The organism is Kitasatospora sp. NPDC059812 (assembly GCF_042732075.1).
Classification (GTDB): Bacteria; Actinomycetota; Actinomycetes; order Streptomycetales; family Streptomycetaceae; genus Kitasatospora.
In genome coordinates this window covers 77,013-99,562 of record NZ_JBHWIO010000024.1, presented here as the reverse complement: position 1 = coordinate 99,562, position 22,550 = coordinate 77,013, and the positions used below count along the sequence as shown (strand labels likewise).

General features: G+C 73.2%; 4 protein-coding genes. All 4 read right to left on the bottom strand.

Annotation, left to right across the window (positions count from 1 at the left end; genetic code table 11):
• Positions 1 to 138 precede the first annotated feature (138 nt).
• Genes ACFV6D_RS15305 through fabD form a run of 4 tightly spaced genes read right to left on the bottom strand, consistent with a single transcriptional unit; the run spans position 139 to position 22,543 of the window.
• On the bottom strand, positions 139 to 19,440 hold the full coding sequence (locus ACFV6D_RS15305; RefSeq protein WP_380560014.1) for an SDR family NAD(P)-dependent oxidoreductase: 19,302 nt from the start codon (positions 19,438 to 19,440) through the stop codon (positions 139 to 141).
• Positions 19,437 to 21,431: an asparagine synthase (glutamine-hydrolyzing) gene (gene asnB / locus ACFV6D_RS15300; RefSeq protein WP_380560012.1), complete on the bottom strand. Its 1,995-nt coding sequence runs from the start codon at positions 21,429 to 21,431 to the stop codon at positions 19,437 to 19,439. Before asnB ends, ACFV6D_RS15305 begins: the two co-directional genes overlap by 4 nt.
• Positions 21,432 to 21,442: 11 nt before the next feature.
• Positions 21,443 to 21,694, bottom strand: a complete 252-nt coding sequence (locus ACFV6D_RS15295) for a phosphopantetheine-binding protein (RefSeq protein ID WP_063345952.1) — start codon at positions 21,692 to 21,694, stop codon at positions 21,443 to 21,445.
• A 3-nt stretch (positions 21,695 to 21,697) separates the two neighbouring features.
• A complete protein-coding gene (gene fabD / locus ACFV6D_RS15290) occupies positions 21,698 to 22,543 on the bottom strand; it encodes an ACP S-malonyltransferase (protein WP_380560010.1) in 846 nt (281 codons plus the stop codon).
• Positions 22,544 to 22,550 lie beyond the last annotated feature (7 nt).

Genomic DNA, 22,550 nt, shown 5'->3' with positions numbered 1-22,550 from the left:
CGCCCCCGCCCGCAGCCCGGGGGGGGACCCCCCGCCCGCGCGCGCCCGGCGCTGGCCCCCGCGGGGGCCCGCGCCCGGCGGCGCGCTCCCGGGGGGCCCCCCCCGCTTCCGGGTTTCGGGGGCGGTCTGTGGAAGGGCCTACCGCAGGCCCAGCTCCTTGCGGATGACCGCGTACCACTCCTCCGTCATGCTCCGCGCGGTGGCCTCGTCGAAGACGTTCGCGTCGTACTTGAGGAAGACCTTGAACCCCTCGCCGTCCCGGTAGGACTCGGCGGCGAGGACGTACTCCCCGGCGTAGGGCAGGTCGTCGAACAGCCGCAGGTCCAACTCGCCGGACGCGGCCGGGGCCGCGTTGGTCAGCAGGTCGGCGCCGTCGAAGTTCTGGAACAGGAAGTTGGTCAGGACCAGCGGTTCGTCGTCCGCGCCCACGGCCCGGGCGATCTCCAGCAGCGGGTAGCCGCCGTGCTCGATGCCGCCGACCACCTTGCGCTGCAGGGACTTCAGCAGCTCGGGGAAGCCGCCGACGGCCGTGCAGCGGATCGGCAGGCAGTTCGCGAACTGGCCGACGACGTCCTGGAACCGCTCCTCGTAGCGGGCGGCCGCCGTCATGCCGAGGACCAGGTCGTCCTGCCCGGTCAGCCGGTGCAGGAACCGCACGTACGTCGCGAACAGCACGGTGGCGACGCTGACCCGGTGCTCGCGCGCCGCGTCGGCCAGGGCGGCGGCCAGCGGCGGCGGCAGCTTGACCGTCGCCACGTCCACCCGGGGCATCCGCTTGGGGTCGTACGGCCGGTCGTAGGGCAGCGCGAGCGCCGGTCGATGGCCTGCCAACTCCCGCAGCCAGTAGTCCCGGTGCTGCCGTGCGCGCGGGCCGGCGAGCAGCGCCTCCTCCCAGGCGACGAAGTCGCCGTAGCTCGTGCGACTCAGGCTCCCCCGGCCCTGGTAGGCCTCCTTGAGCGTGCGGATCAGGACCGCCGTGGACGTGCCGTCCAGCAGGATGTGGTGCGCGGTGATCAGCAGCAGGCGCCGCCCCCCTGCGAGGGAGACCAGGTGCGCGCGGACCAGCGGGCCCGTCGCCAGGTCGAACGGGAGGTTCACCAAGTCCCGCAGCCCGGCCAGTTGGGCGGCGCGCTTGGTGGCCGTGAGGTCGACCCGCTCGAAGGACGGCGCCCGGCCCGGGTCGATGTCCATGAACGGCGCGCCGTCCCGCTCGCCGAAGACGGCGCTCAGCACCGGGTGGATGCCGCTCTGGGCACGGATCGCCCGCTCCAGGGCGGCTTCGTCCAGCTCGCCGTGGATCTCGAAGAGGAGCGGGAGGTTGTACGCGGTCGACTCCGGCGAGCGCTGCTGGTCGCGGTACATGGTCAGCTGGCCGCACGAGAGGTTCCACCGCTCGCCCGCCGGGCCGGCCTGGGCATCCGCCGTGGCCGTCGCGGCGGCCCCTGCACCGGCGAAGTGGGCGCACAGGCCGTCGACGGTCTCGACGTCGAAGAGCAGGGTCGCCGGGACGTCGTCACCGAACTCCTCGCGCAGGGCGTTGGTGAGCTGGAGGACCAGGATCGAGTCCAGGCCGTAGTGGGTGAGCGGGGCCGCGGTGTCGATCCGCTCGGCCGGGATGCCGAGCACGGCCGCGGCCTTGTCGAGGATGAGCGCGGACAGGTCGGAGCGCGACGACGGCGCGGTGGAGGGGGCGGGGGCGGGCGCGGGGCTCACGGCCGCCGGGGCGGGCGCGGGCTCCGGCCGGGGCGTCGGCACCGCAGTCGGCGCCGCAGCAGGCAGCACAGTCGGCACCACGGCAGGCACGGCGACTGGCGCCGCGACAGGCGCCGCAGCAGGCGCCGGCCGGGTGGCGCCCTTCGGCCTGGTCCCGACCGCCTGCCGGGCCACCCCGTCGCTCTCCGCCGCGATGACCTGCTGCCCCAGCGGCAGCGCCTGCGGCAGCGGGAACACGACCGTCCCGAAGCCCTCCCCCGCCAGTACGTCCCGCCAGTTCTCCGGCGACAGCGCCGGCGAGCCCGGGATCCGCAGCGAGCGGTCGTCGAACAGCCACCAGCCTTCCAGCAGCCCGAAGGTGACGTGGCTGAACAGGTCGAAGGCCGACAGCTCGTTCAGCAGCAGCCACCCGCCGGCCCGCATCGCGGCCTTGGCGTTGCGCAGGGTGTTGCGGGTGTCCTTGGTCGCGTGCAGCACGTTGGCGGCGATCACCAGGTCGAACCCGCCCTCGCCGACGTCCTGCCCGGCCAGCGGCCGTTCGATGTTGAGCAGTCGGCAGTCCAGGTAGGGCACGCCCGGCCCGTAGGTGGCGCGGGCGTGGTTGAGGAAGGCCTTGGAGAGGTCCGTGTAGACGTACGTCTCGATGCTCTCCTGGTACGGCTTGAGCGCGGCGAACATCCCGGCGCTGGTGCCGCCGGTGCCGGCGCCGATCTCCAGGATCCGCAGCCGCGCGCCCGGTTCGCGGCGCAGCCGCTCCGACACGACGGCGACGGCGGCGCCGGCCATGGCGCGGTTGAACACGTCCGCGACGTGGTTGTTGCGGTAGCAGCCCTCCACCAGCTCCACCGAACCGCGCGGGAACATGACGTCGGTGGGCCTGGTCCGGCCGGTCACGATGTCCGGCAGCGCACGGAGCATGGCGGAGGCGAGCCGCAGTTCGGCCTTGCGGTCGGCGTCGGCCGACCAGGACTCGCACTGCCGGTCCCACTGCGCGAGCACGGCCTCCGCGAGCACGCCCGCCGTGGACACGGCCTCCGTCGGCCCGGCCGGGACGGTGGCCCGCCGGGCGTGCTCCAGCCAGTCGGCGTACACCGGCAGGATCGCGGCGTGGTCGACGGTCGCCAGCTGGGCCGCCAGGACCTTCGCCAGCCACGGGTCCCGCTCGGTCCGGCGCCACCGCACGACCTCGTCCATCAGGCCGTCCACGCTCTCCGGCGCGAGCAGCAGCTCGCCGCGCACCCGGGAGGGTGTCCGGCCGTGCACGGTGACCTGGGTGGCACGGTCGAAGTTCGCCAGGGTGTTGTGCTGGTTGGTCTTCACGAAGGCCAGCTGCCGCTGGTCCCCGCCGAGCAGGGCGTCCAGGGCGGCGAGCCCCTCGCGCGGCTCGATCGACACCAGGCCGACCCGGCTCAGCCGTTCCCGGTAGAACTCGGACGTGACGCTCCCGAGGTTGCCCCACCACCCCCAGTTCATGACCCTGACGGGGGTGTCCCAGTGCTGTCCGAGCGCGTGCGCGTAGGCGTCGCTGAAGGTGCAGCCGGCCGCGTAGTTGCCCTGGCCGGCCGCCGTGGTGAAGGACTGCATCGACGACAGCAGCACGGCGAAGTCCAGGTGCTCGCCGTCGAAGACCTCGGCCATCGCCGTCGTGACGTCGACCTTGGCCGCCAGCCCCGCGCGCAGGGTGGCCTCGTCCATCCGGGCGAAGGTGCTGTCCCGCAGGACGAGCGCGGCCTGCACGACCCCGTCGATCCGCGGGTGGCGCTCCTTGACCTCGCCGACGGCCCGGCGCAGCGCGGCCGGGTCCCCGGCGTCGGCGCTGAGGTAGCGGACGGTGCCGCGCCCCTGGACGGAGCGGAGCCGTTCCTCGATGGCCGCGTCGGGTGCGCTGCGGCCGATCCAGGTGACGTGTGCGCCGTACTGCCGCACCACGTGCTGGGTCCAGGCGGTGCCCAGGCCGCCGGCGCCGCCGATCACCACGTAGACGCCGCCCTCGCGGTAGACCGGTCGCGCGGGCGCCTCGCACGGCGCCCAGTGCCGGGCCAGCCACTGGCCGGCCCGTCGGACCCAGGCGTCCTCGGACGAGCGGGCGGGCAGGGCGGTGAGGTCGGCGGGCCAGTCGGGGCCGTCGAGGTCGACGCGCCGGACGCTCCACTGCTCGTACTCGCGCCCCAGGGAGCCGAACAGGCCGTGCAGCCCGGCGTGCGCCGGCTGGACGGGGTCGTCGGCGTGGGTGGCGAGCGCGCGGGTGGTGATCAGCGTGATCCCCAGCGGCCGGGCGTCGTACCCGGCTCCGATCAGCGCCTTGATCAGGCGGAACGCGGCGACGACGCCGTCGTTCTGGGCGGCCGTGTACCCGGCGGCGTCGACGGGGTCGAGCTTGGGCTCGGGCGCCGTCCAGACCAGGTGGTCGACCGGTCCGAGGTCGCGCAGTGCGGCGGTCACCTCCTCGACGGAGGCGGACGGCGGCAGCGGCCAGGTCAGCGCGCCGTCGAGCGGTGCCGGTCCGCCGACGACCAGGACCCGGTCGGTGCCGGCGGGCACGGGCGCGTCGGTCGCGGTGGTCGGGTCCCAGACGGGCGCGTACAGCGCGGGTTCGCTGCGGACGGTGCGGCGCGAGGTGTAGCCGGTCAGCCGCACGCAGACCGCGCCGTCGGCGTCGACCAGGTCGATGTCGAGCTTGTCGAGCGGCCCGGCGGCGCCGCCGCGCACCACGGCCCACATCGCCGCCCGGCACGGGGCGAACAGGTCGAGCCGGTCCAGGGCGAACGGCACGGCGGTGTCCCGCATGCCGGTGAGGTGGGGTGCGACGGCCGCCTGGATCGCCGAGTCCAGCATCGCGGGCGCCAGCGGTCCGGGCTCCGCCGAACCGGGCAGGGCGAGTTCGGCGAGGACGAGACCGGAGCCGACGTGCGCCTGCCGGATCGCCCGCAGGCTCGGGCCGTGGTCGATGCCCATCGCCACCAGGGCCTCGTGGATCCGCTCGCCGGACACGGTCTCCCGGCAGTCCGCGCGCAGCGCGGCGAGGTCGACCGGTGCCGGGCGCGGGGCGTCGGACGGCGCGATGGCGCCCTCGCAGCACACGGTGGAGCCGGTGCCGATCTCGAACCGGTGCCCGCCCTGCTCGCTCGCGCGGACCTCGACCCGGACGTCGACCGGGGTGTCCGCGACCTCCAGCGGCTGCACCCACGTGACGTTGCGCATCCGCACCCGGGTGGCGCCCAGCGCCTTGCGGGCGAGTTCGAGGTAGGCGACCGCGGGCAGGAGGTGACGGCCCTGCACCACGTGGTCGCGCAGCAGGCCGTCGGTGCGGGTCAGCGTGACGTTGTTGCCGTTGCCACTGTCGCTGCTGTCGCCGTCGCCGGTCGGGGCCCAGTGGCGGTCCCGGGCGAACGGGTAGGTCGGCAGCGGGATGCGTCGGCCCTCGGCCGGCGCCCGGTCGTCGTCGGGCAGCCGCGCCGGGGCGGTGCCGTCCAGCACCTGGATCAGCTCGTCGCGGTCACGGACCACGCAGGCGAAGCGGTGGGCGAAGCGCTGCCGGCCGACGGCCAGGGTGTAGGCGAGGTCGCCGAGGTCGATCGACGCGTGGGCGCGGACGTGGAGCGCCAATCGGCGCCGCTGTTCGAGGAGTTGCTCCTCCGTCCGGGCCGAGAGGAGCACCACGTGGTCCGTCCGCGGCGCGGCGGCGGTGCGCGCGGCGGTGTTCGCGGCGGTGTTCGCGACGGCCGGGGCCTCCTCGATGACCAGGTGCGCATTGGTGCCGCTGGCACCGAAGGAGCTCACCACCCCGCAGCGCGGCACCCCGGCGGGGCTCTCCCAGTCGTGGGTGCGGGTGCTCAGGTAGAACGGGCTCCCCGCCAGCGGGATCGCCTCGTTGGCGGTCTCGAAGTGCAGCGAGGCGGGGATCTTCCGGTGCTTGATCGCCAGCAGCACCTTCAGCACGCCCGCGATGCCCGCCGCGAACTGGGTGTGGCCGATGTTGGTCTTCAGCGAGCCGACCGCGCAGTACTCCGTCCGGTCGGTGCGGGCGCGGAACGCCCGGTTCAGCGCCTGGAACTCGATCGGGTCGCCGAGCTTGGTGCCGGTGCCGTGCGCCTCGACGAGTCCGATCCGCTCCACGTCGACGCCGAACCGCTCGTACACCTCGCCGAGCAGGCTCTCCTGGGACACCGAACTCGGCGCGGTGATCCCGTTGGTGGCGCCGTCCTGGTTGACGCCGCTGGCCTTGATCACGCCGTGGATGTGGTCGCCGTCGGCCAGCGCGTCCGCGAGCCTCTTGAGCACCACGACTCCGACGCCCTCGCCGGGCACGAAGCCGTCGGCGCGGTGGTCGAAGGTGTGGCAGCGGCCGGTCGGCGACAGCATCCCGGCGCGGCCCGCGAGCCGGTACAGCCGCGGCGTGGACTGGAGGAACACCCCGCCCGCCAGCGCCATCGAGGTCTCGCCGGACCACAGGTCCTTGCACGCCAGGTCGATCGCCACCAGCGAGCTGGAGCACGACGTGTCGACGGCGATCGCCTGGCCCTTGAGGTCGAGGAAGTACGACACCCGGCTCGGGATGACCGAGGTCATGTTGCCCCACAGGGTCTGCGCCGGAGCCTCCGGATCCAGCAGTCCCTGGTAGTCGCCGGCCCACGCCCCGACGTAGACGCCGCAGCGCGCCCGGCCCATCCGGCCCGCGTAGCCGGCGTCCTCCAGGGCCTTCCAGGACTCTTCGAGCAGCAGCCGCTGCTGCGGGTCCATCACCGCGGCCTCGGTGCCGGAGATGTTGAAGAACATCGCGTCGAACTCGTCGATGCGGTCGAGGAAGCCGCCCCGGGTGCAGGCGCTCAGGCCGTCGAGGTCGAACCGGGTCGCCTCGGTGACCAGGTCGTCGCCGTCGGCCAGGTGCGTCCAGAGTTCGTCCAGCGAGTCGGCGCCGGCGAAGCGGCCGCTCATGCCGATCACCGCGATCGGCCCGCGCTCCGCGCTCCCGGTGCCGCTGTGCGGCTGCCCGGCCGCCACGGGTCGTACGGGCTGCACGACCGGCGGCGGGGCGCTCTCCCGTGCGTCCGCCGGCTCCGTCGCGCCCTCCGTGTGGACGATGACGCCCCGGTACTCGGCGAGCAGGTGCTCGGCCAGCCGGTCGGCCGTGCTGAAGTCGAAGACCACGCTGGTCGGCAGGTCCAGCGTCAGCGCGCCGTTGAGCTGGTCGACCACGCGGATCGCCAGGATCGAGTCCAGGCCGTAGTCGGCGAACGCCAGCCCGCCCTCGACCTCCTCGACCTCCATCGCCAGCGCGCGGGCGATCTTCTCCCGCACCACGGCGGGCACGATCTCGTCCAATTCCCTTTGTGTGAAAGCAGGTTGGACGATCGGCGCCGCGACCGGCGCGAGCAGCGGAGCGGGCGCAGGTGCGGCCACGGGTGCCGGTTCCTGCCGGGTCAGGTCGCCGATCCAGAACCGCTCCTTGGCGAACGGGTACGTCGGCAACGACACCACCCGGCGCGGCGCGCCCTGGTGCAGGCGCTCCCAGTCCACCTCGGCGCCGGCCGCCCACAGCGCCGCGAGCTTGGACAGCTTGCCGGCCGCGATCCACTGCCGGACCAGCAGTTCCTGGAGTTCGTCGTCACCGGTGATCTCGGCGAGCAGTCCGCCGGATTCCCCGGCGGTGCCCCGGTGCCCCCGGCCGGCCCGCAGGGCGACCCTCAGCTCCGCCGTCGACGAGACCGCGACCGCGTACCGCTCGGCCATCGCCTCCCGCCCGACCTGGAGCGTGAAGGCCAGGTCGGCGAGGGCGGTGTCCGGGTTGCGGTCGAGGAACCCGGCCAGCCGGTCGACGGACGCGGTGAGCTGGTCGGGAGTCCTCGCGGAGAGGACGACGACGTGTGGGGATTGTTCGACGTTTTGGACGTGTTGGGCTTGTTCGGCGCCGTTGATCGCGCCGTCGGTGGGCTGCACGGAATACTCCTCGACGATCACGTGCGCGTTCGAGCCGCCGGCACCGAAGGAGGACACCGCCGCGATCCGCGGGCCGTCGCAGTGCCACGGGCTCAGTTCGCGCTGGACCCGGAACGGGGTCCGTTCGAAGCTGATGTTCGGGTTGAGCTGTTCGGCGTGCAGGCTCGGTACGAGCTGCCGGTGCTTGAGCTGGAGCAGGACCTTTGTCAGACCGGCCACCCCGGCCGCGGCCTCCAGGTGGCCGATGCCGGACTTCACCGAGCCGATCGCGCAGAACTGCCGCTCCACGGTGTCCTGTTCGAAGGCCTTGGTCAGGCCCGTGATCTCGATCGGGTCGCCCAGTTCGGTGCCGGTGCCGTGCGCCTCGACGTAGCCGACCTGCTGGGCGGAGACCCCGGCCTGGTCCAGCGCCCGCCGGACGACATCGGCCTGGGCGACCGGGCTCGGCACGGTGTAACCGGTGGAGCGGCCGCCGTGGTTGACGCTGGAGCCCCGGATCACCGCGAGCACGCGGTCCCCGTCGGCCACCGCGCGGGACAGCGGCTTGAGCAGCACGCACCCGACGCCCTCACCGGGCACGAACCCGTGGCCGCCGGTGCCGAAGCTGCGGCAGTGCTGGTCGGGCGAGAGCATCCCGGAGCGGCACAGCTCGACGTAGTCCAGCGGGTGCGCGTAGAGGTTCACGCCGCCGGCGATCGCCACCTCGCAGGCACCGCGCCGGAGTTGTTCGCACGCCTCGTGGATCGCGGTCAGTGAAGCCGAGCACATGGTGTCGATCGTCAGGCTCGGCCCGCGCAGGTCGAGCAGGTAGGAGGCGCGGGCGCTCAGCGAGGCGAACGACAGGCCGGGCACCACGAGTTCACCCGAGGGCAGCCGGCCCACCTCGTGCCGGGCGTGGCCGACCTTGGTGACGCCGGCGAACACCCCGACACCGTGGCCGTGGCGCTCGGCGAGGCGCGCCCTCGTGTACCCGGCGTCCTCCAGCACCTCCCACGCCGCCTGCACGAACAGCCGCTCCTGCGGGTCCATGGCGTAGGCGTCGCGCGGGGCGATGCCGAAGAACCGGGGATCGAACGCGGCGAAGTCGTCCAGGAAGCCGCCCCACTTGCTGTAGCTGCGGCCGGTGGCCACCGCCGTGTTGCGGTCCGGCTCGAAGAAGCCGTCCAGCGGCCAGCGGTCCACCTCGCGGACGCAGTCGCGGCCCGCCGTGAGGTTCTCCCAGAACTCGTCCAGGTCGGCGGCGCCCGGGTAGCGGCCGCTCAGCCCGATCACCGCGATCGGGTCGTCGGCGCCGGGCGCCGGCTGGTCGGGGACGGCGGTCGGCTGAGCGCTGGTGGCCCGCTGCTCGGCGGCCGCCGCCGGCTGGTCGCCCGCCACCGGCCGGCCGGCCGTGACCGCCCGCTGGTGCGCCGGTTCCCGCCGGAGGCCGGCGAGTTGACCGGCCACGGCCCGCAGGGTCGGGTGCTCGTAGAAGATCGTCGACGAGACCTCGGGGTACGTCCGCACCAGCTCCCGGTTGAGCTGGATGACCATCACCGAGTCCAGGCCGATGTCGACCAGCGGGCGGTCGGGGTCGACCGCGCCCGGGGCGAGCCCGCTGACCTCGGCGAACAGGGCGAGGAGGTGGCCGAGGACGTTCGGATCGGCGCTACGAACGGGAGCCTTCGGCACGGGAGTTGTCGACGCAGGAGTTGTCGGCGCGGCGGCCGGGGCCGGCGTTCCGGTCGGCACCCGCGCCGGGTCGCCGTGGTGCACCCACACCTGGTCCGCCCCCGCGTTCCAGGCGTCGACCAGCGCCGTGAGCCCGGCTTCCGTGGGCATCGGCGCCAGCCCCCGGTCCTCCCACAGGTAGGCCCGGGTCCGCTCGCCGACCTGCATGCCGCCGTCCTCCCACAGCGGCCAGGCGATGGACAGGGTGCGCCCGCGGCGCAGCCCCTCGGCGACCCGCGCGTTGCGTACGGCGGCGAACTCGTCGAGGAAGGCGTTGGCGGTCGCGTAGTCGGACTGCCCCGGGTTGCCGGTGATCGCGGCGCCCGAGGAGAAGGTCAGCACGAACTCCAGCGGGCAGTGCCCGGTGGCCCGGTCGAGGTGCACGAGAGCGTCCACCTTGGTCGCGAGGACCTCGTCCCACTGCTCGGCGGTTTTGTCCGCGAGCAGCGAGTCCCGCACCACGCCGGCGGCGTGCACGATGCCGGTGACGGCGCCCGCCTCGGCGACCAGGTGCCGCACCTCCTCCCAGCGGGAGACGTCGGCGCGCACGTACCGCGCGTCCGCACCGGCCTGCCGCAACTCGGCGAGCAGGCGCTCGATCCGGCCGTCCTGCGGCGAGCGTCCGGCCAGCACGACGGTCGGCCGCCGGACGTCGGCGGCGATGCGCCGGGCCGTCGAGGCGCCGATCCCGCCGGCCCCGCCGGTGATCAGGTAGACGCCGCCGTCCCGCCAGGGCTTGCCGGAGGCCGTTCCCGTACCCGCACCCGTGCCCGGGAGTTCGGCCGGTGCCCAGCTGCGCGTGTGCCGGACGCCGTCGCGGTAGAGCACCAGGTCGTCGGCGGCGCGGGCGTTCTCCGCGACGACGGCGGCCAGGTCGGTGCCTTGGACGCCTTGGACGCCTTCGATACCGATGACCTGGCCGACGATCCGCGGGTTCTCCTTGGTGACGGTCCGCAGCAGGCCCGCGAGGGCGAGGTCCGCCGTGACGACCTGGACGAGCGTGGTGCCGTCCCGGGCGTCGAGGCCGCGGACGGTCTCCAGCAGCTGCCACGACAGGTCGCGGAACCGGCTCTCCGGCCGCTGCTCGGCCGTGTCGAGGCGGATCGCCTCGGGCACCTCCCCGTCGACCCCGCACAGCACGACGACGTGCCGGTCGTACCGGGCGGTCGCGGCGGCGGGCGTCGGCGTCCAGCAGGCGGTCAGCAGGGTCGTGCCGCTCTCCTGCCGGGTGCCGGGGGCCCAGAAGCGGTCCCGGGCGAACGGGTATCCGGGCAGGTGCGCACGCCGGGGCGTGCCGTCGCCGAGCAGCGAACGCCAGTCGACGGCGCCCCCGCCGACCCACCGCCCGATCGGCTCCGGCTCGGCTCCGCGCTCGCCGGTGGCGACGAACGCCCTGAGCGCGTCGACGAGTTCGGCACGGGACGAGACGACCCAGCCGACCCGTTCCGCCATCTCCTCGCGGCCGACCTGGAGGCTCCACGCGAGGGACCGCAGCGAGACCTGCTCCGACTCCGAGGACTCCAAGTGGGCGAGCAGGCCCCGGGCCCGGTCGGTCAGCTGCCGGGCGGTGCGGGCCGACAGCGGCACCGCGACCGGCCCGCCGTCGCCCTCCCCGTCCCGGTCGCCGCGCACGTACTCCTCGACGACCACATGGGCGTTGACGCCGCCGAACCCGAAGCTGCTCACCCCGGCACGCCTCGGCGCGGGGCCGCCGTCACCACTGCGGGGGCGCGGCCAGGCCTCGTTGTCCCGCACGATGTGGAACGGGCCGCCGGCCAGCTCGATGTACGGGTTGACCTCCTGGAGGTGCTGGGTCGCGGGCAGCACGCCGTGCTTGAGCGCGAGCAGCACCTTCAGCAGCCCGGCGATGCCCGCGGCCGACTCCAGGTGGCCGATGTTGGTCTTGACCGAGCCGAGGCCGCACGCCCCGTCGTCGCTGCGGCCCAGCCGGCGGAACGCGGTGCGCAGCGCGCGGACCTCCACCGGATCGCCGAGGGCCGTGCCGGTGCCGTGGGTCTCGATGTAGCCGATGGTGTCCGGGTCGAGGTCGCCGACGGCGGCCGCCACCAGCTCGGCCTGGGCGTCGGCGTTCGGCGCGGTCAGCGAGTTGGCCCGGCCGCCGTGGTTGTACGCGCTGCCCCGGAGCACCCCGAGGATCGCGTCCCCGTCGCGCTCCGCCGCCGCCAGCGACTTGAGCACCACCACCCCGACGCCCTCGCCGCGGACGTAGCCGTTCGCGCCCGCGTCGAAGGTCTTGCAGAGGCCGTCCGGGCTGAGCATGCCCGCGCGGTGCGCGCTGACGAAGGTGTCCGTGCTGAGCAGCACGTTGACCCCGCCCGCGACGGCCAGGTCGCAGGTGCCGGAGCGGATTGCCTCGATCGCGCGGTGCACCGCCACCAGCGAGCTGGAGCAGGCCGTGTCGATCGGTTCGCTCGGGCCGCGCACGTCGAGCAGGTACGAGATGCGGTTGGCCAGGATCGAGTGTGTGGTGCCGGTCGAGGTGAAGGCGTCCGGTCGCACGCCGAGCGTGGCGAGCAGCGTCGCGTAGTCGTTGCCGGTGACGCCGATGAACACGCCCGTGTTGGTCGGCAGGTCGGCGGGCCGGTACGCGCTGTCCTCCAGCGCCTGCCAGACCGTCTCCAGGACGAGGCGGTGCTGCGGGTCCATCAGTTCGGCCTCGCGCGGCAGGATGCGGAAGAAGCCGGCGTCGAAGGCGTCGACGTCGTCCAGGGCTCCGATCCGTTGGGGGAAGTCCTGGGCCTCGATGGCCTTGCGCTGCTCCTCGTCGTAGCGGTGCAGCGGGAACGCGGTGACGGAGTCCTTGCCCGCCAGCAGGTTCGCCCAGTACTCGTCCAGGTCGCGGGCGCCCGGGAAGCGCCCGGCCGCGCCGATGACGGCGACCGGCTGGCGCGGGTCGGGCCCGGTGCGAACCGGCTCCGGCTGGGGCTCCGGCTGCGGCTGGGGTTGGGGCTGGGGTTCGGCCTTGATCTTGACCTCCACCTCAGCCTCGGCCTTCACCGTGGCACCGTGCTCGTCGACCAGGTGGGCGCCCAGCGCCTCCAGGGTGCTGACGTCGAAGAACACCGCCGGGCTGACCACGACCCCGAACCGCTCGTGGATCTCCTTCGCGAAGGTCACCAGCGAGATGGAGTCGAAGCCGAACGCGTCCATTCCGGTGCCGGGGTCGAGCTCCTCCGGCTCGAACTTGAGGATCTCGGCGGCGATGGAGCGCAGGACGTCCACGACACCCGACACCGCCGACACCACCGGTACAGCCTGCTCAGCCGGCACGACCGGCTCCCGCTCTCGCACCGGGCGGGCCTGCGGCGCCGGACGATCGCCCGGCGCCACCCCTCCGGTACCGCGCCGCACCCCGGCCAGCTCCCCGACGACCTCGCCCGCGCCCCCGAGCAGCAGGATCCGGTCGTCGCCGAGGACCACGTGCGTGACCGGCGAACCGGCCCGCACCCGGATCTCCGCGACCTGGTTGAGCGCGACCAGGGTCCAGTCCGGCGCCCCGGCGCGCTTGGCCTCCCACTGCACGCCCTGGGCGATCGCCGCGAGCACGAACGGCTCGACGGTGACGTTGCGCCGGACGTGGTCCTGCTGGAACGCGGGACTGCCGATGGTCAGCACCGTCCGGCCGTCCGGCGCGCGGAACACGCCCTCGACCGCGCACGAGGCCGGCTTGTAGTCCAGCCCGCCCTCGGCCAGTTCGGCCAGGAACTGCTCCCGGGTGAGGACCTCCCGCAGCCCCGCCGGCTCGACCCTGCCGGAGGGCGCCGTGGCCGTCCCCCGCACGGTGAACTCGACCGCCGCCGTCCCGTCCCCGGTCCGGACGGTGCCGTGGCCGTCGGCGAACTCCGTGACGAGCCGCGTGGTCGTGGACCAGTCGATCGGCCGCAGGACGCGCAGGTCGTGGACCGACGCCTCGGCGGCGAACCCGCTGACCTTCGCGGCGGCCAGCGCGAGGTCCACCACGAAGGTGGGCACGATGGTCGGCGCCTTGGCCAGCCGGTAGCCGTAGTCGAGCAGGTCGGCGAGGTGGACGTCCAGGGCGTAGCGCAGGCCCCGGACGTCGGATTCGTTGCGCCCCAGGAAGGGGTGCAGCCGCTCGCGCAGCGCCAACGGGGCCAGCACGGACGGCGCGCCGTCGGTCTGCTCGATCCAGCAGCGCACCTTCTCGAACGGGTAGGCGGGCAGCGACACCCGGCGTGCCGTCGGCAGTTGGTCCCAGTCGACGGTCTTGCCGCCGGCCCAGGTGGTGGCGAGTTCGTGCGCGGGCAGTTCCCGCCGCCCGGCCAGGTAGCCGTCGACGGCCGCCAGCGCGGACCGCTGGTCCCCCGCCACGAACGCCCAGCGGTGCGGCAGTTCGTTCTTGCCGACCCGCAGGGTGTACGCGATGTCGGGGAGGTCGGCCTCCCGCGCCCCGGCGAGGTGGTCGCGGAAGACGGCCAGGTAGCGCCCGAGCGCGGCCTCGTTCATCGCCGAGAACACGAACAGCTGCTCGCCGAAGGGCTCTTGGCGCACCGGCCGTTCGGGGTACTCCTCCAGGATGATGTGCGAGTTCATGCCGCCGGCGCCGATCGAGGTGATGCCGGCCCGCCGGGGGTGGGTGACCTGGCGGCCGTCCACCTCGGTGACCATCGGCTGCCAGTCGGCGAGCTTCTGCTGCACCTGGAAGGGGGTGTCGGCGAAGTCGATGTCCGGGTTGAGCTCCGTGCTGTGCAGGGACGGCGCCAGCTTGCCGTGCCGCAGTTGGAGCAGCACCTTGGCCAGGCCGATCATGCCAGCCGCCGCGAGCAGGTGCCCCATGTTGGCCTTGACGGAGCCGAGGGCGCAGAACTGGCGGTCCTCGGTGTACTTGCGGAACGCCGATGTCAGGGCGCGGACCTCGATCGGGTCGCCCAGCGCGGTGCCCGAGCCGTGTCCTTCGACGTAGCCGATCGTCCTCGGGTCGACGCCGGCGTCCTCGATCGCCTTCTGGATCGCGTGCGCCTGCATGCCCGGGTTCGGCACGGTGAAGCCGTTGCGCGTCCCGGCGTTGGACAGGGCGGTGCCCTTGATCACGGCGTACACGTGGTCGCCGTCGCGCTCGGCGTCGACCAGCGGCTTCAATACGACCGCGCCGACGCCCTCGCCGAGGATGGTGCCGTCCACGCCGTGGCCGAAGCTGCGGATCACGTCGGAGGTGCCGGTGGTGAAGTGCTCCTCCGAGGAGGTGATCAGGTTGTACGGGTGCAGCATCAGGTTGACGCCGCCCGCGACGACCATCCGGCACTCGCCGGCCCGCAGCATCTGCACGGCCTGGTGCACGCACGTCGACGAGGCCGAGCACATGGTGTCCAGGAAGATCGACGGCCCGGTCAGGCCGTAGAAGTAGGACAGCATGTTGGGCAGCGTCCCGGTGTAACTGCCGCTCTGCGGCGCGCCCCTGGTCAGGCTGTTCTGGAAGCCGTACAGGTTGTAGTGGTTGCTCATGGTCCCCACGAGCACGCCGACGTCGCCCTGGTAGCGGCGCTGGATGGTCTGCCGCGAGTAGCCGGCGTCCTCCAGCGCCTCCACGCCCGACTGGAGGAACAGCCGCACCTCCGGGGACATCTGCTCGGCCTCGCGCTTGGAGATGCGGAAGTAGCGGGGGTCGAACTTGTCGAGGTCGCGCAGGAACGTCCCGGTCCGGATCACGCTCTTGCCGTGGACGGACCGGTCGCTGTCGTAGATGGCCTCGTGGCCCCAGCGGTCGGCGGGGACCTCCTCGAAGGTGTGCCGGCCGCTCTCCAGCAGTTCCCACAGCTCGTCCATCGTGTCGGCGCCGGGGTAGCGCCCGGACACTCCGATGATCGCGATGTCGTGCCGGTCGTCGCGCGCGGGTTCGCGGACCTCGGTGACGGCGGACGCGGCCGGGGCCTCGAACCGGGCGGCCGGGGCCTCGGGCTGGACCGCCGGGGCCTCGGGCTGTACGACCGGCTCTTCCAAGGCTTCCGGGGTTTCGGCCTTCCCCGACTCCCCCAGCACCGCCTCCAGCTGCGCCCGCCGGGTCTCCACGAAGTGCGCGGCCACCTCGGCGATGTTCAGGTACTCGAAGAAGATCGTCTTGGACAGCGGCCCGAACACCTTCTCCAGCTGGGCGGTCACCCCCAGGATGCTCAGCGAGTCGATGCCGTACTCGATGAGGTTGGTGGTCGACTCGATGTGCTCCGGGGCGTGCCGCAGGACCTCGGCGACGACCCCCCTGAGCAGTTCCTCGGTGCGCCGCAGCAGGTCGCCCTCGCCCGCGCCGCCTGACGGCGCAGCGGTGGCGGACGAGGCGGTGGCCGGGGCCGCGGGGGCCGGTGCCGCCCGGCGTTGCGCGGCCAGGGTGGCCTTGGCGCCGTAGGCGACGACGAGGTGCGCGGGGGCGTCGGCGAGCAGGGCCCGGCCGAAGGCGCGCAGCCCGTCCTCGGTGGGCAGGTCCTCCCAGCCGCGCTCGCGGCGCAGGGAGTCGCGGGTGACCTCGTCCAGCGTCATGCCGCCGTCGGCCCACAGCGGCCAGCTGATCGCGACGGTCCGGCCGTTGCGCTCGCCCGCGTCGACCAGCGTCCGGCGGTGCCGGGCGAAGGCGTCCAGGAAGGCGTTGGCCGCCGAATAATCGGACTGCCCCGGGCTGCCGTAGACGCCGGCGACCGAGGAGAAGAGCGCGAAGAAGTCCAGGTCGAGGTGGCGGGTGGCGGCGTCGAGGTTGAGCGTGCCGCGGACCTTCGGCGCCGTCACCAGGCCGACGTCGGCGAGGTCCTTGCGCAGCAGGTACTGGTCGCGCAGCACACCGGCCGCGTGCACGACGCCGTCGAGCGACCCGTGCTCGCGCACGATCGTGTCGACCGCGGCGCGCACGCCTGCGGCGTCGGCGACGTCGACCGGCAGGTAGTGCGCGTCGACCCCGTCCGCGCGCAGGGCGTCCACCGAGCCCGCCGGGGAGCGTCCGCTCAGGACGACCGTCGCCCCCGCGCGGCCCAGGTAGCGGGCGAGGTGGCGGCCGATGCCGCCCAGGCCGCCGGTGACCCAGTAGACGCCGCCGGCCCGCAGCGCGGGCACCTGCGGTCCGGCGTCCAGCCGTGTCTCGACGGGCTCCAGGACCTGCCGGGTGCCGTCGGCGGTGTAGCGGACCTCGGTGTCGGCGGAGTCGTCGGCGCACTCCTCCCGCACGATCCGCGCGAGCTGCTCGGCGGAGGCCGCGTCCAGGCCGGCGACCCGGACGACCCGGCCGGAGACGAGCGGGTTCTCCAGGGCGGCGGTGCGGAACAGGCCCGCCAGCGGTGCGTGGAAGTGGGCCGGCACCCGGGCGTCGACCAGGGCCACGAAGCGGTGCCCGGTCCTGGGAGAGGACGCGAGCACCTGCTGGACCTCGGCGAACGCCTGCTCGGTCGCGGCGTCGACGCCGTCGGCCGGGCTCGCCCGGGTGATCTCCGGCAGGGTCAGGGGGTGCGCGGTGCGGGTGGCGCCGCCGTCCGCGTCCAGCGGCCGGTCGGTCCACCGGGTGGTCGCCGTGACGACGCGCGGGCCCGCGTCGGTGGTGCGCTGGGCGAGCCCCCGCAGGCTGGCGCTGATCACGCCGTCGCCGTCGCACAGGTCGATGTCGAAGGTGGTGAGCGCCCCGGAGCCGGCGCTGCGGCGCACCCAGGCCCAGGTCTCGGCCGGGCAGGGCCGGTACACCTGGAGTTCGTCGAGGGTGAAGGGCAGGGTCGGGCCGGCGGCGGCGCCCGTCAGGACCACGGAGGTCTGGAAGGCGGCGTCCAGGACGCTCGGCGGCAGCACGCAGCCGTCGGCGCCGGTGGTCCGGATGCGGGCGATCGCCTCGTCGCGGCCCAGCCGGAGCCCGCGCAGCGCGCGCATGGCCGGGCCGTACTCCAGGCCCTGGGCGCGGAAGGCGGCGTAGACCTCGTCGGTGCTACGGGTGGTGCGGCAGGCGGCGCGCAGGGCGTCCAGGTCCAGCGGTGACGGGTCCGGCAGGGTGACCAGTTCGGCGGTGCCCGTGCTGTGGACCGTCTCGCCCTGCCGGAACTCGAACGCGATCGCGTCCCCGCGCGGCGTCAGCGCGAGGTCGACGTCGACCGGTTCGCCGACGACGATCGGCCGCAGCCATGCGAGGTCGCGCAGCCGGACGGCCCCCTCCCGGGCCGCCGCGCGCTCCACCGCGGCCCGCGCCATCTCCAGGTACGCGACCGCGGGCAGCACCCGCCGGCCGCGGACCAGGTGCGAGGCCAGGAAGGGCTCGGCCCCGGTGAACGTGGAGGTGTAGCGCTGCTGCGCCAGGTCGGAGGTGTTGCGGTGGACGAGCGGGTGCAGCAGCGCGGCGCCCGGCGCCTCGGCCGGCGGTGTGACGTACCAGTGTCGGTCCCGGGCGAACGGGTAGGTCGGCAGCCGCACGCGACGCGCCCCGGGATGCCCGGGCCAGTCGGCGCCGCCCCCGTTCGCCCAGTCCTGTGCCGCCGCGACCAGTTCGGTCCCTGCTCCGGCGGGGTTGCGCACCTCGCCGTCCGCGACGGACTCCAGCGCGGCCGCGAGCTGCTCCCGGTCCGAGACCAGGAACACGGTCCTGACCCGCATCGCTTCGCGGCCGACCTGGAGCGTGTGGGCGATGTCGGCCAGCGCCTGGCGCGGCCGCAGCGCGGTCTCCGGTGCCAGCAGGTGGTCCCGCAGGCCGGCGGCCAGCACCCGCAGCCGCTCCAGGTTCTTCGCCGACAGCGGGACGACGTACGGCCCCGCGGCCTCGGAGGTACGGTCGACCGGCCCGCCGACGTGCTCCTCCAGCAGGACGTGGGCGTTGGTCCCGCCGAACCCGAACGAGCTGACGCCGGCCCGGCGCGGCGCCCCGTCGCCGCCCGGCCACGGCCGGGTGTCGCCGACGATGTAGAACGGGCTGCCGTCCAGGTCGATCAGTTGGTTCCTGGTCCGGAAGTTGACCGTCGCCGGGAGGGTCCCGGCGGCCATCGCGCCGATCACCTTGACCACGCCGGCCACGCCCGCGGCCGATTCCAGGTGGCCGATATTGGTCTTGATGGAGCCGATGCCGGTGCTGTCCGGCCGCGGCGTCGTCCCGTGGGCGTCGTGCAGGCTCTGGAAGGCGCGCTTGAGGCCGACGATCTCGATCGGGTCGCCGACCGGCGTGCCGGGCCCGTGGGCCTCGATGTAGCTCACCGTCTCGGGCGTCACACCGGCGCGGGTGTAGACGTCCTCGATCAGCGCGGCCTGGGCGACCGGGTTGGTGACGGTCAGCGAGTTGGTCTTGCCGCCGTGGTTGGTGCCGACGCCCTTGATCACCGCGTGCACGGGGTCGCCGTCCGCCAGCGCCCTGGCCAGCGGCTTGAGCAGCAGGACGGCGCCGCCCTCGCCCCGGACGAAGCCGTCCGCGTCCTGGTCGAAGGCGTGCGAGCGGCCGGTGGGCGAGAGCATGCTCGCCTTGCTGAACGCCACGAACAGCTTCGGCGACCAGCACAGGTTCACGCCGCCGGCCAGCGCCAGGTCGCAGTCGCCGTTGTGCAGGGCGGCGACGGCCTCGTAGAGCGAGACCAGGGAGCTGGAGCAGGCGGTGTCGTTGGCGATGCTGGGGCCGTGGAAGTCGAAGTAGTAGGACAGCCGGTTGGCGACGATCGAGTAGGCCGTGCCGGTCGGGAAGTAGGCGTCGGTCGGCACGTCGTCGCGTTCGATCAGCTCGGCGTAGTCGCCGTGGCACAGGCCCATGAAGACGCCGGTGCGGCTGCCCGCGAGTTCGCCCGCCCGGTAGCCCGCGTCCTCGATGGCCTTCCAGGCCAGTTCCAGCGCGAACCGCTGCTGCGGGTCCATCGTCTCCGCCTCGCGCGGGGAGATGTTGAAGAAGGCGGCGTCGAAGCGGTCGGCGTCCTCGATGAACCCGGCCCAGACGCTGTACGTCTTCTCCTCGCCGCTGCGCGGATCGCCGAAGTAGCGTTCCTTGGACCAGCGTTCGGCGGGCACCTCGGTGATCAGCGAGCGCCCGGCCGCGAGGTGGTCGAACAGCTCGACCAGGGTGTCGGAGCCGGGGAACCGCAGGGCCAGGCCGATGATCGCGATGTCGTCGGTGCTCATCGGCTCTCCCCCACTCGCTGCACGGCACGGCGGTTGTCCACGGTCGTCCGCAGGTTCAGCGCGGCGCCCGACGCTCCGGTCGGCGCCGTACCGCCGCCCCGCACGAACTGCTGGTGGAGCACGGCGGTCGTCAGCAGGTAGAGGAAGGTCTGGTCCTCCTTGGTGCTGACCTCCTCCACCGGCGAGGTCATGATCTTGTCGACCAGGCGCCGGGCGAACTTCGCGTCCAGGCAGCCGATCCCGGCCAACTCGCGGTCGGACAGCAGAAGTTCCAGGTAGTCCGGGCGGCTGTCCTTGAAGGCGGCGCTGCCCGGCGCGCGGTAGGGCTGCTTGGGACGGCTGGTGGTCCACTCCGGGAGCTCGGCGCGGAACGCCTTCTTCAGGATGGCCTTCTCGACCTGGCCGTCGTCGTAGCGCAGGTTCACCGACGCGGCCGCGCGCACCACCGCGGGGTCGAGGAACGGGCAGCGGTTCTCCACGCTGTGCGCCAGCGCGGCCCGCTCCCCCTGCGTGGACAGCAGGAATCCGGGCAGCAGCGTCTTGTACTCCAGCCACTGCGCCTTGTGCATCGCGGGCATGTCCGGGTAGCCGGGTGTCCCGGCGACGAGGTCGAGCAGGTCGGCGAACGGGTCCATCCGGTCGGCGAGCAGCCGGGCCGCGAACCTCCCGTTCTGGTACCGCATCTCGTGGGAGAACAGGCCCGGCAGCCGTTCCACCGAGAACTGCTGGTACAGGCCGAGCAGATGGGCCTGGTGGGCGGAGCCGAAGTGCTCCAGCTCCGGGTGCAGGCCGGCCAGCCGGGTGCGGCGCTCGCCGTCGGTCAGCTCGTTCCACCGCGCGCGCAGCAGGGTCTCGCGGAACAGCGAGTAGCCGAGGAAGGCCTCGTCGGCGCCCTCGCCGCTGAGGATGGTCTTGATCCCGGCGTCGCGGACGTGCCGGGACAGCAGGAACATCGGCACGAACGAGGTGCGGAAGGTCGGAACCTCCGCGTGGTACACGGCGGTCGGGAAGTGCTCGGTGATGTCCTCGCTGGTGATCGGGACGGCGGTGTGCAGGGTGCCCAGGTGCTCGGCGACCAGGCGCTGGCTGTCGGACTCGTCGAAGGACTTGTCCTGGAACGCCACCGAGAAGGTGCGGACCTCGTACGGGGAGAGCTGGGTGGCCAGCCTCGTCACGATCGAGGAGTCCAGGCCGCCGCTCAGGTAGACGCCGACCTCGACGTCGGAGCGCAGCCGCAGCTCCACGCTGGTGCGCAGGGTCTGCCGGAGCATGTCGATCGCCTCGGCCTCGGTGCCGTCGAAGCCGGGCACGTCGAAGTCGAGGTCCTCGTAGGGGCGCAGCGAGCGGCGGCCCGCGCTGATGGTCAGCACGGAGCCCATCGGCAGCTGGCGCACGCCCCGGAACGGCGTGCGGTCGGGCAGCGGCGTCCACGTGGCGTAGGTGGTGGCCAGCTCCCTCGGGTCGAACTCGAAGCGGAAGCCGGGGAAGGCGCGGAACGCCTTCATCTCGGACGCGAACAGGAAGTCCCCGCCCGCGTCGGCGTAGAACAGCGGGCGCTTGCCGTAGCGGTCGCGGGCCAGCACCAGGTCACCGGTCGCCGCGTCCCTGATGGCGACCGCGAAGGCGCCGTTGAACCGGGTGAAGCAGTCCGACCCCCACTGGATCCAGGCCTGGAGCACGACCTCGGTGTCGGAGTGGTCGGTGCGGAACGGGCGGCCGAGGCGCTCCAGTTCCGCGCGGAGTTCGATGTGGTTGTAGATCTCGCCGTTGAAGCAGATCCAGTAGCGCCCGGAGGGGTCCGACATGGGTTGCGAGCCACCGGCGAGGTCGACGATGGCCAGCCGCACCGTCCCCATGGCCATGCCGTCGTCGAGGTAGTAGCCCGCCTCGTCCGGCCCGCGGTGGTGGATGTTCGACAGCATCGAGGTGATGACCTCGGCGGTGGCACCGGGGTGCAGCGAGGTCGAGAGGAAACCAGCCAGCCCGCACATGATCCGTCCTTCTACTTCGCGGAGGTCTTCTTGGTGACGAATTCGTCGATCGCGGTGAGCGAGACGAAGACGTTCACGAGGATGTCCTCCGGGGAGATCTCGACGGAGAACTCGGACTCCAGGAACTTCATCATCCTGACGTAGCCGAACGAGTCGATGACCCCCGCCTTGAACAGGTCGGTGTCCGGGGTGATCACGTCGTCGAACTCGAAGAGGAAACGGTCTTCCAGGTACAGCCTGATCGTGTCCGTCGTGGTTGCCATGTGTCACACTCCAGCCCTGATTTTGAACACCATGTGGGTGAGGGCCAGGCCCCCGATTTCGGTGAATTCCGGCTCGGCGTCGCCGTCGAGCAGCCCGCGGACGCTGTCGGTCCAGCGCACCGGGGCGACCAGCTGCTCCGTGAGCATGTGCGTCACCTGTCCCGGCTCGTACGGCCGGCCCGTGACGTTGGAGATGACGGGGGTGTCGGGATCGGCGAACTCGAACTCCGTCAGGAACTCGGCGAACCGCACCCTGGCCGGCTCCATGTACCGGGAGTGGAAGGGCGCGCTCACCTTGAGCCGTACGAAGCGGATCTCCCGCTTCTCCAGGCAGGCGTGCGCCGCCTCCAGGACCGGCTGGGTGCCCGCGATCACCACCTGCGAGCCGGTGTTGAGGCCGGCGATGTCGACGCCGTCGACGCCGTCCTCCGCGAGGATCTCCAGCAGTCGCTCGGGCGGTGTGTTCATGACGGCGGTCATGCCGCCCTCTGAGGCCGCCGCCATCAGCTCGCCGCGCTTGGCGACCAGCCGCAGCCCCGTCTCGAAGGCGAAGGACCCGGCCGCGAGCAGCGCGTTGTACTCGCCCAGGCTGTGCCCCAGGTAGACGTCCGCCGCCCGGTCCCCGCGGTGGACCCGCTCGAAGGTCCGCAGCGCGTTGACGACGAACAGCGCCGGCTGGGTGTACTCCGTGCGGCCCAGCAGGCCGTCCGGGTCCTCCGTGCACAAGGAGACCAGGTCGTACCCCAGCACGTCCGAGGCGTACTGGACCAGCCCTGGGTACCGTTCGAAGACCTCTGCCCCCATTCCCTTTTCCTGACTTCCCTGACCAGCGAAGATGACTGCCAGCACGACACTC

What these genes read in the sequence shown, in the direction of transcription:
- ACFV6D_RS15305 (WP_380560014.1), bottom strand. Translation starts at nt 19,440, where the DNA reads ATGAGCACCGACGACATCGCGATCATCGGCCTGGCCCTGCGGTTCCCC.
- asnB (WP_380560012.1), bottom strand. Translation starts at nt 21,431, where the DNA reads ATGTGCGGGCTGGCTGGTTTCCTCTCGACCTCGCTGCACCCCGGTGCC.
- ACFV6D_RS15295 (WP_063345952.1), bottom strand. Translation starts at nt 21,694, where the DNA reads ATGGCAACCACGACGGACACGATCAGGCTGTACCTGGAAGACCGTTTC.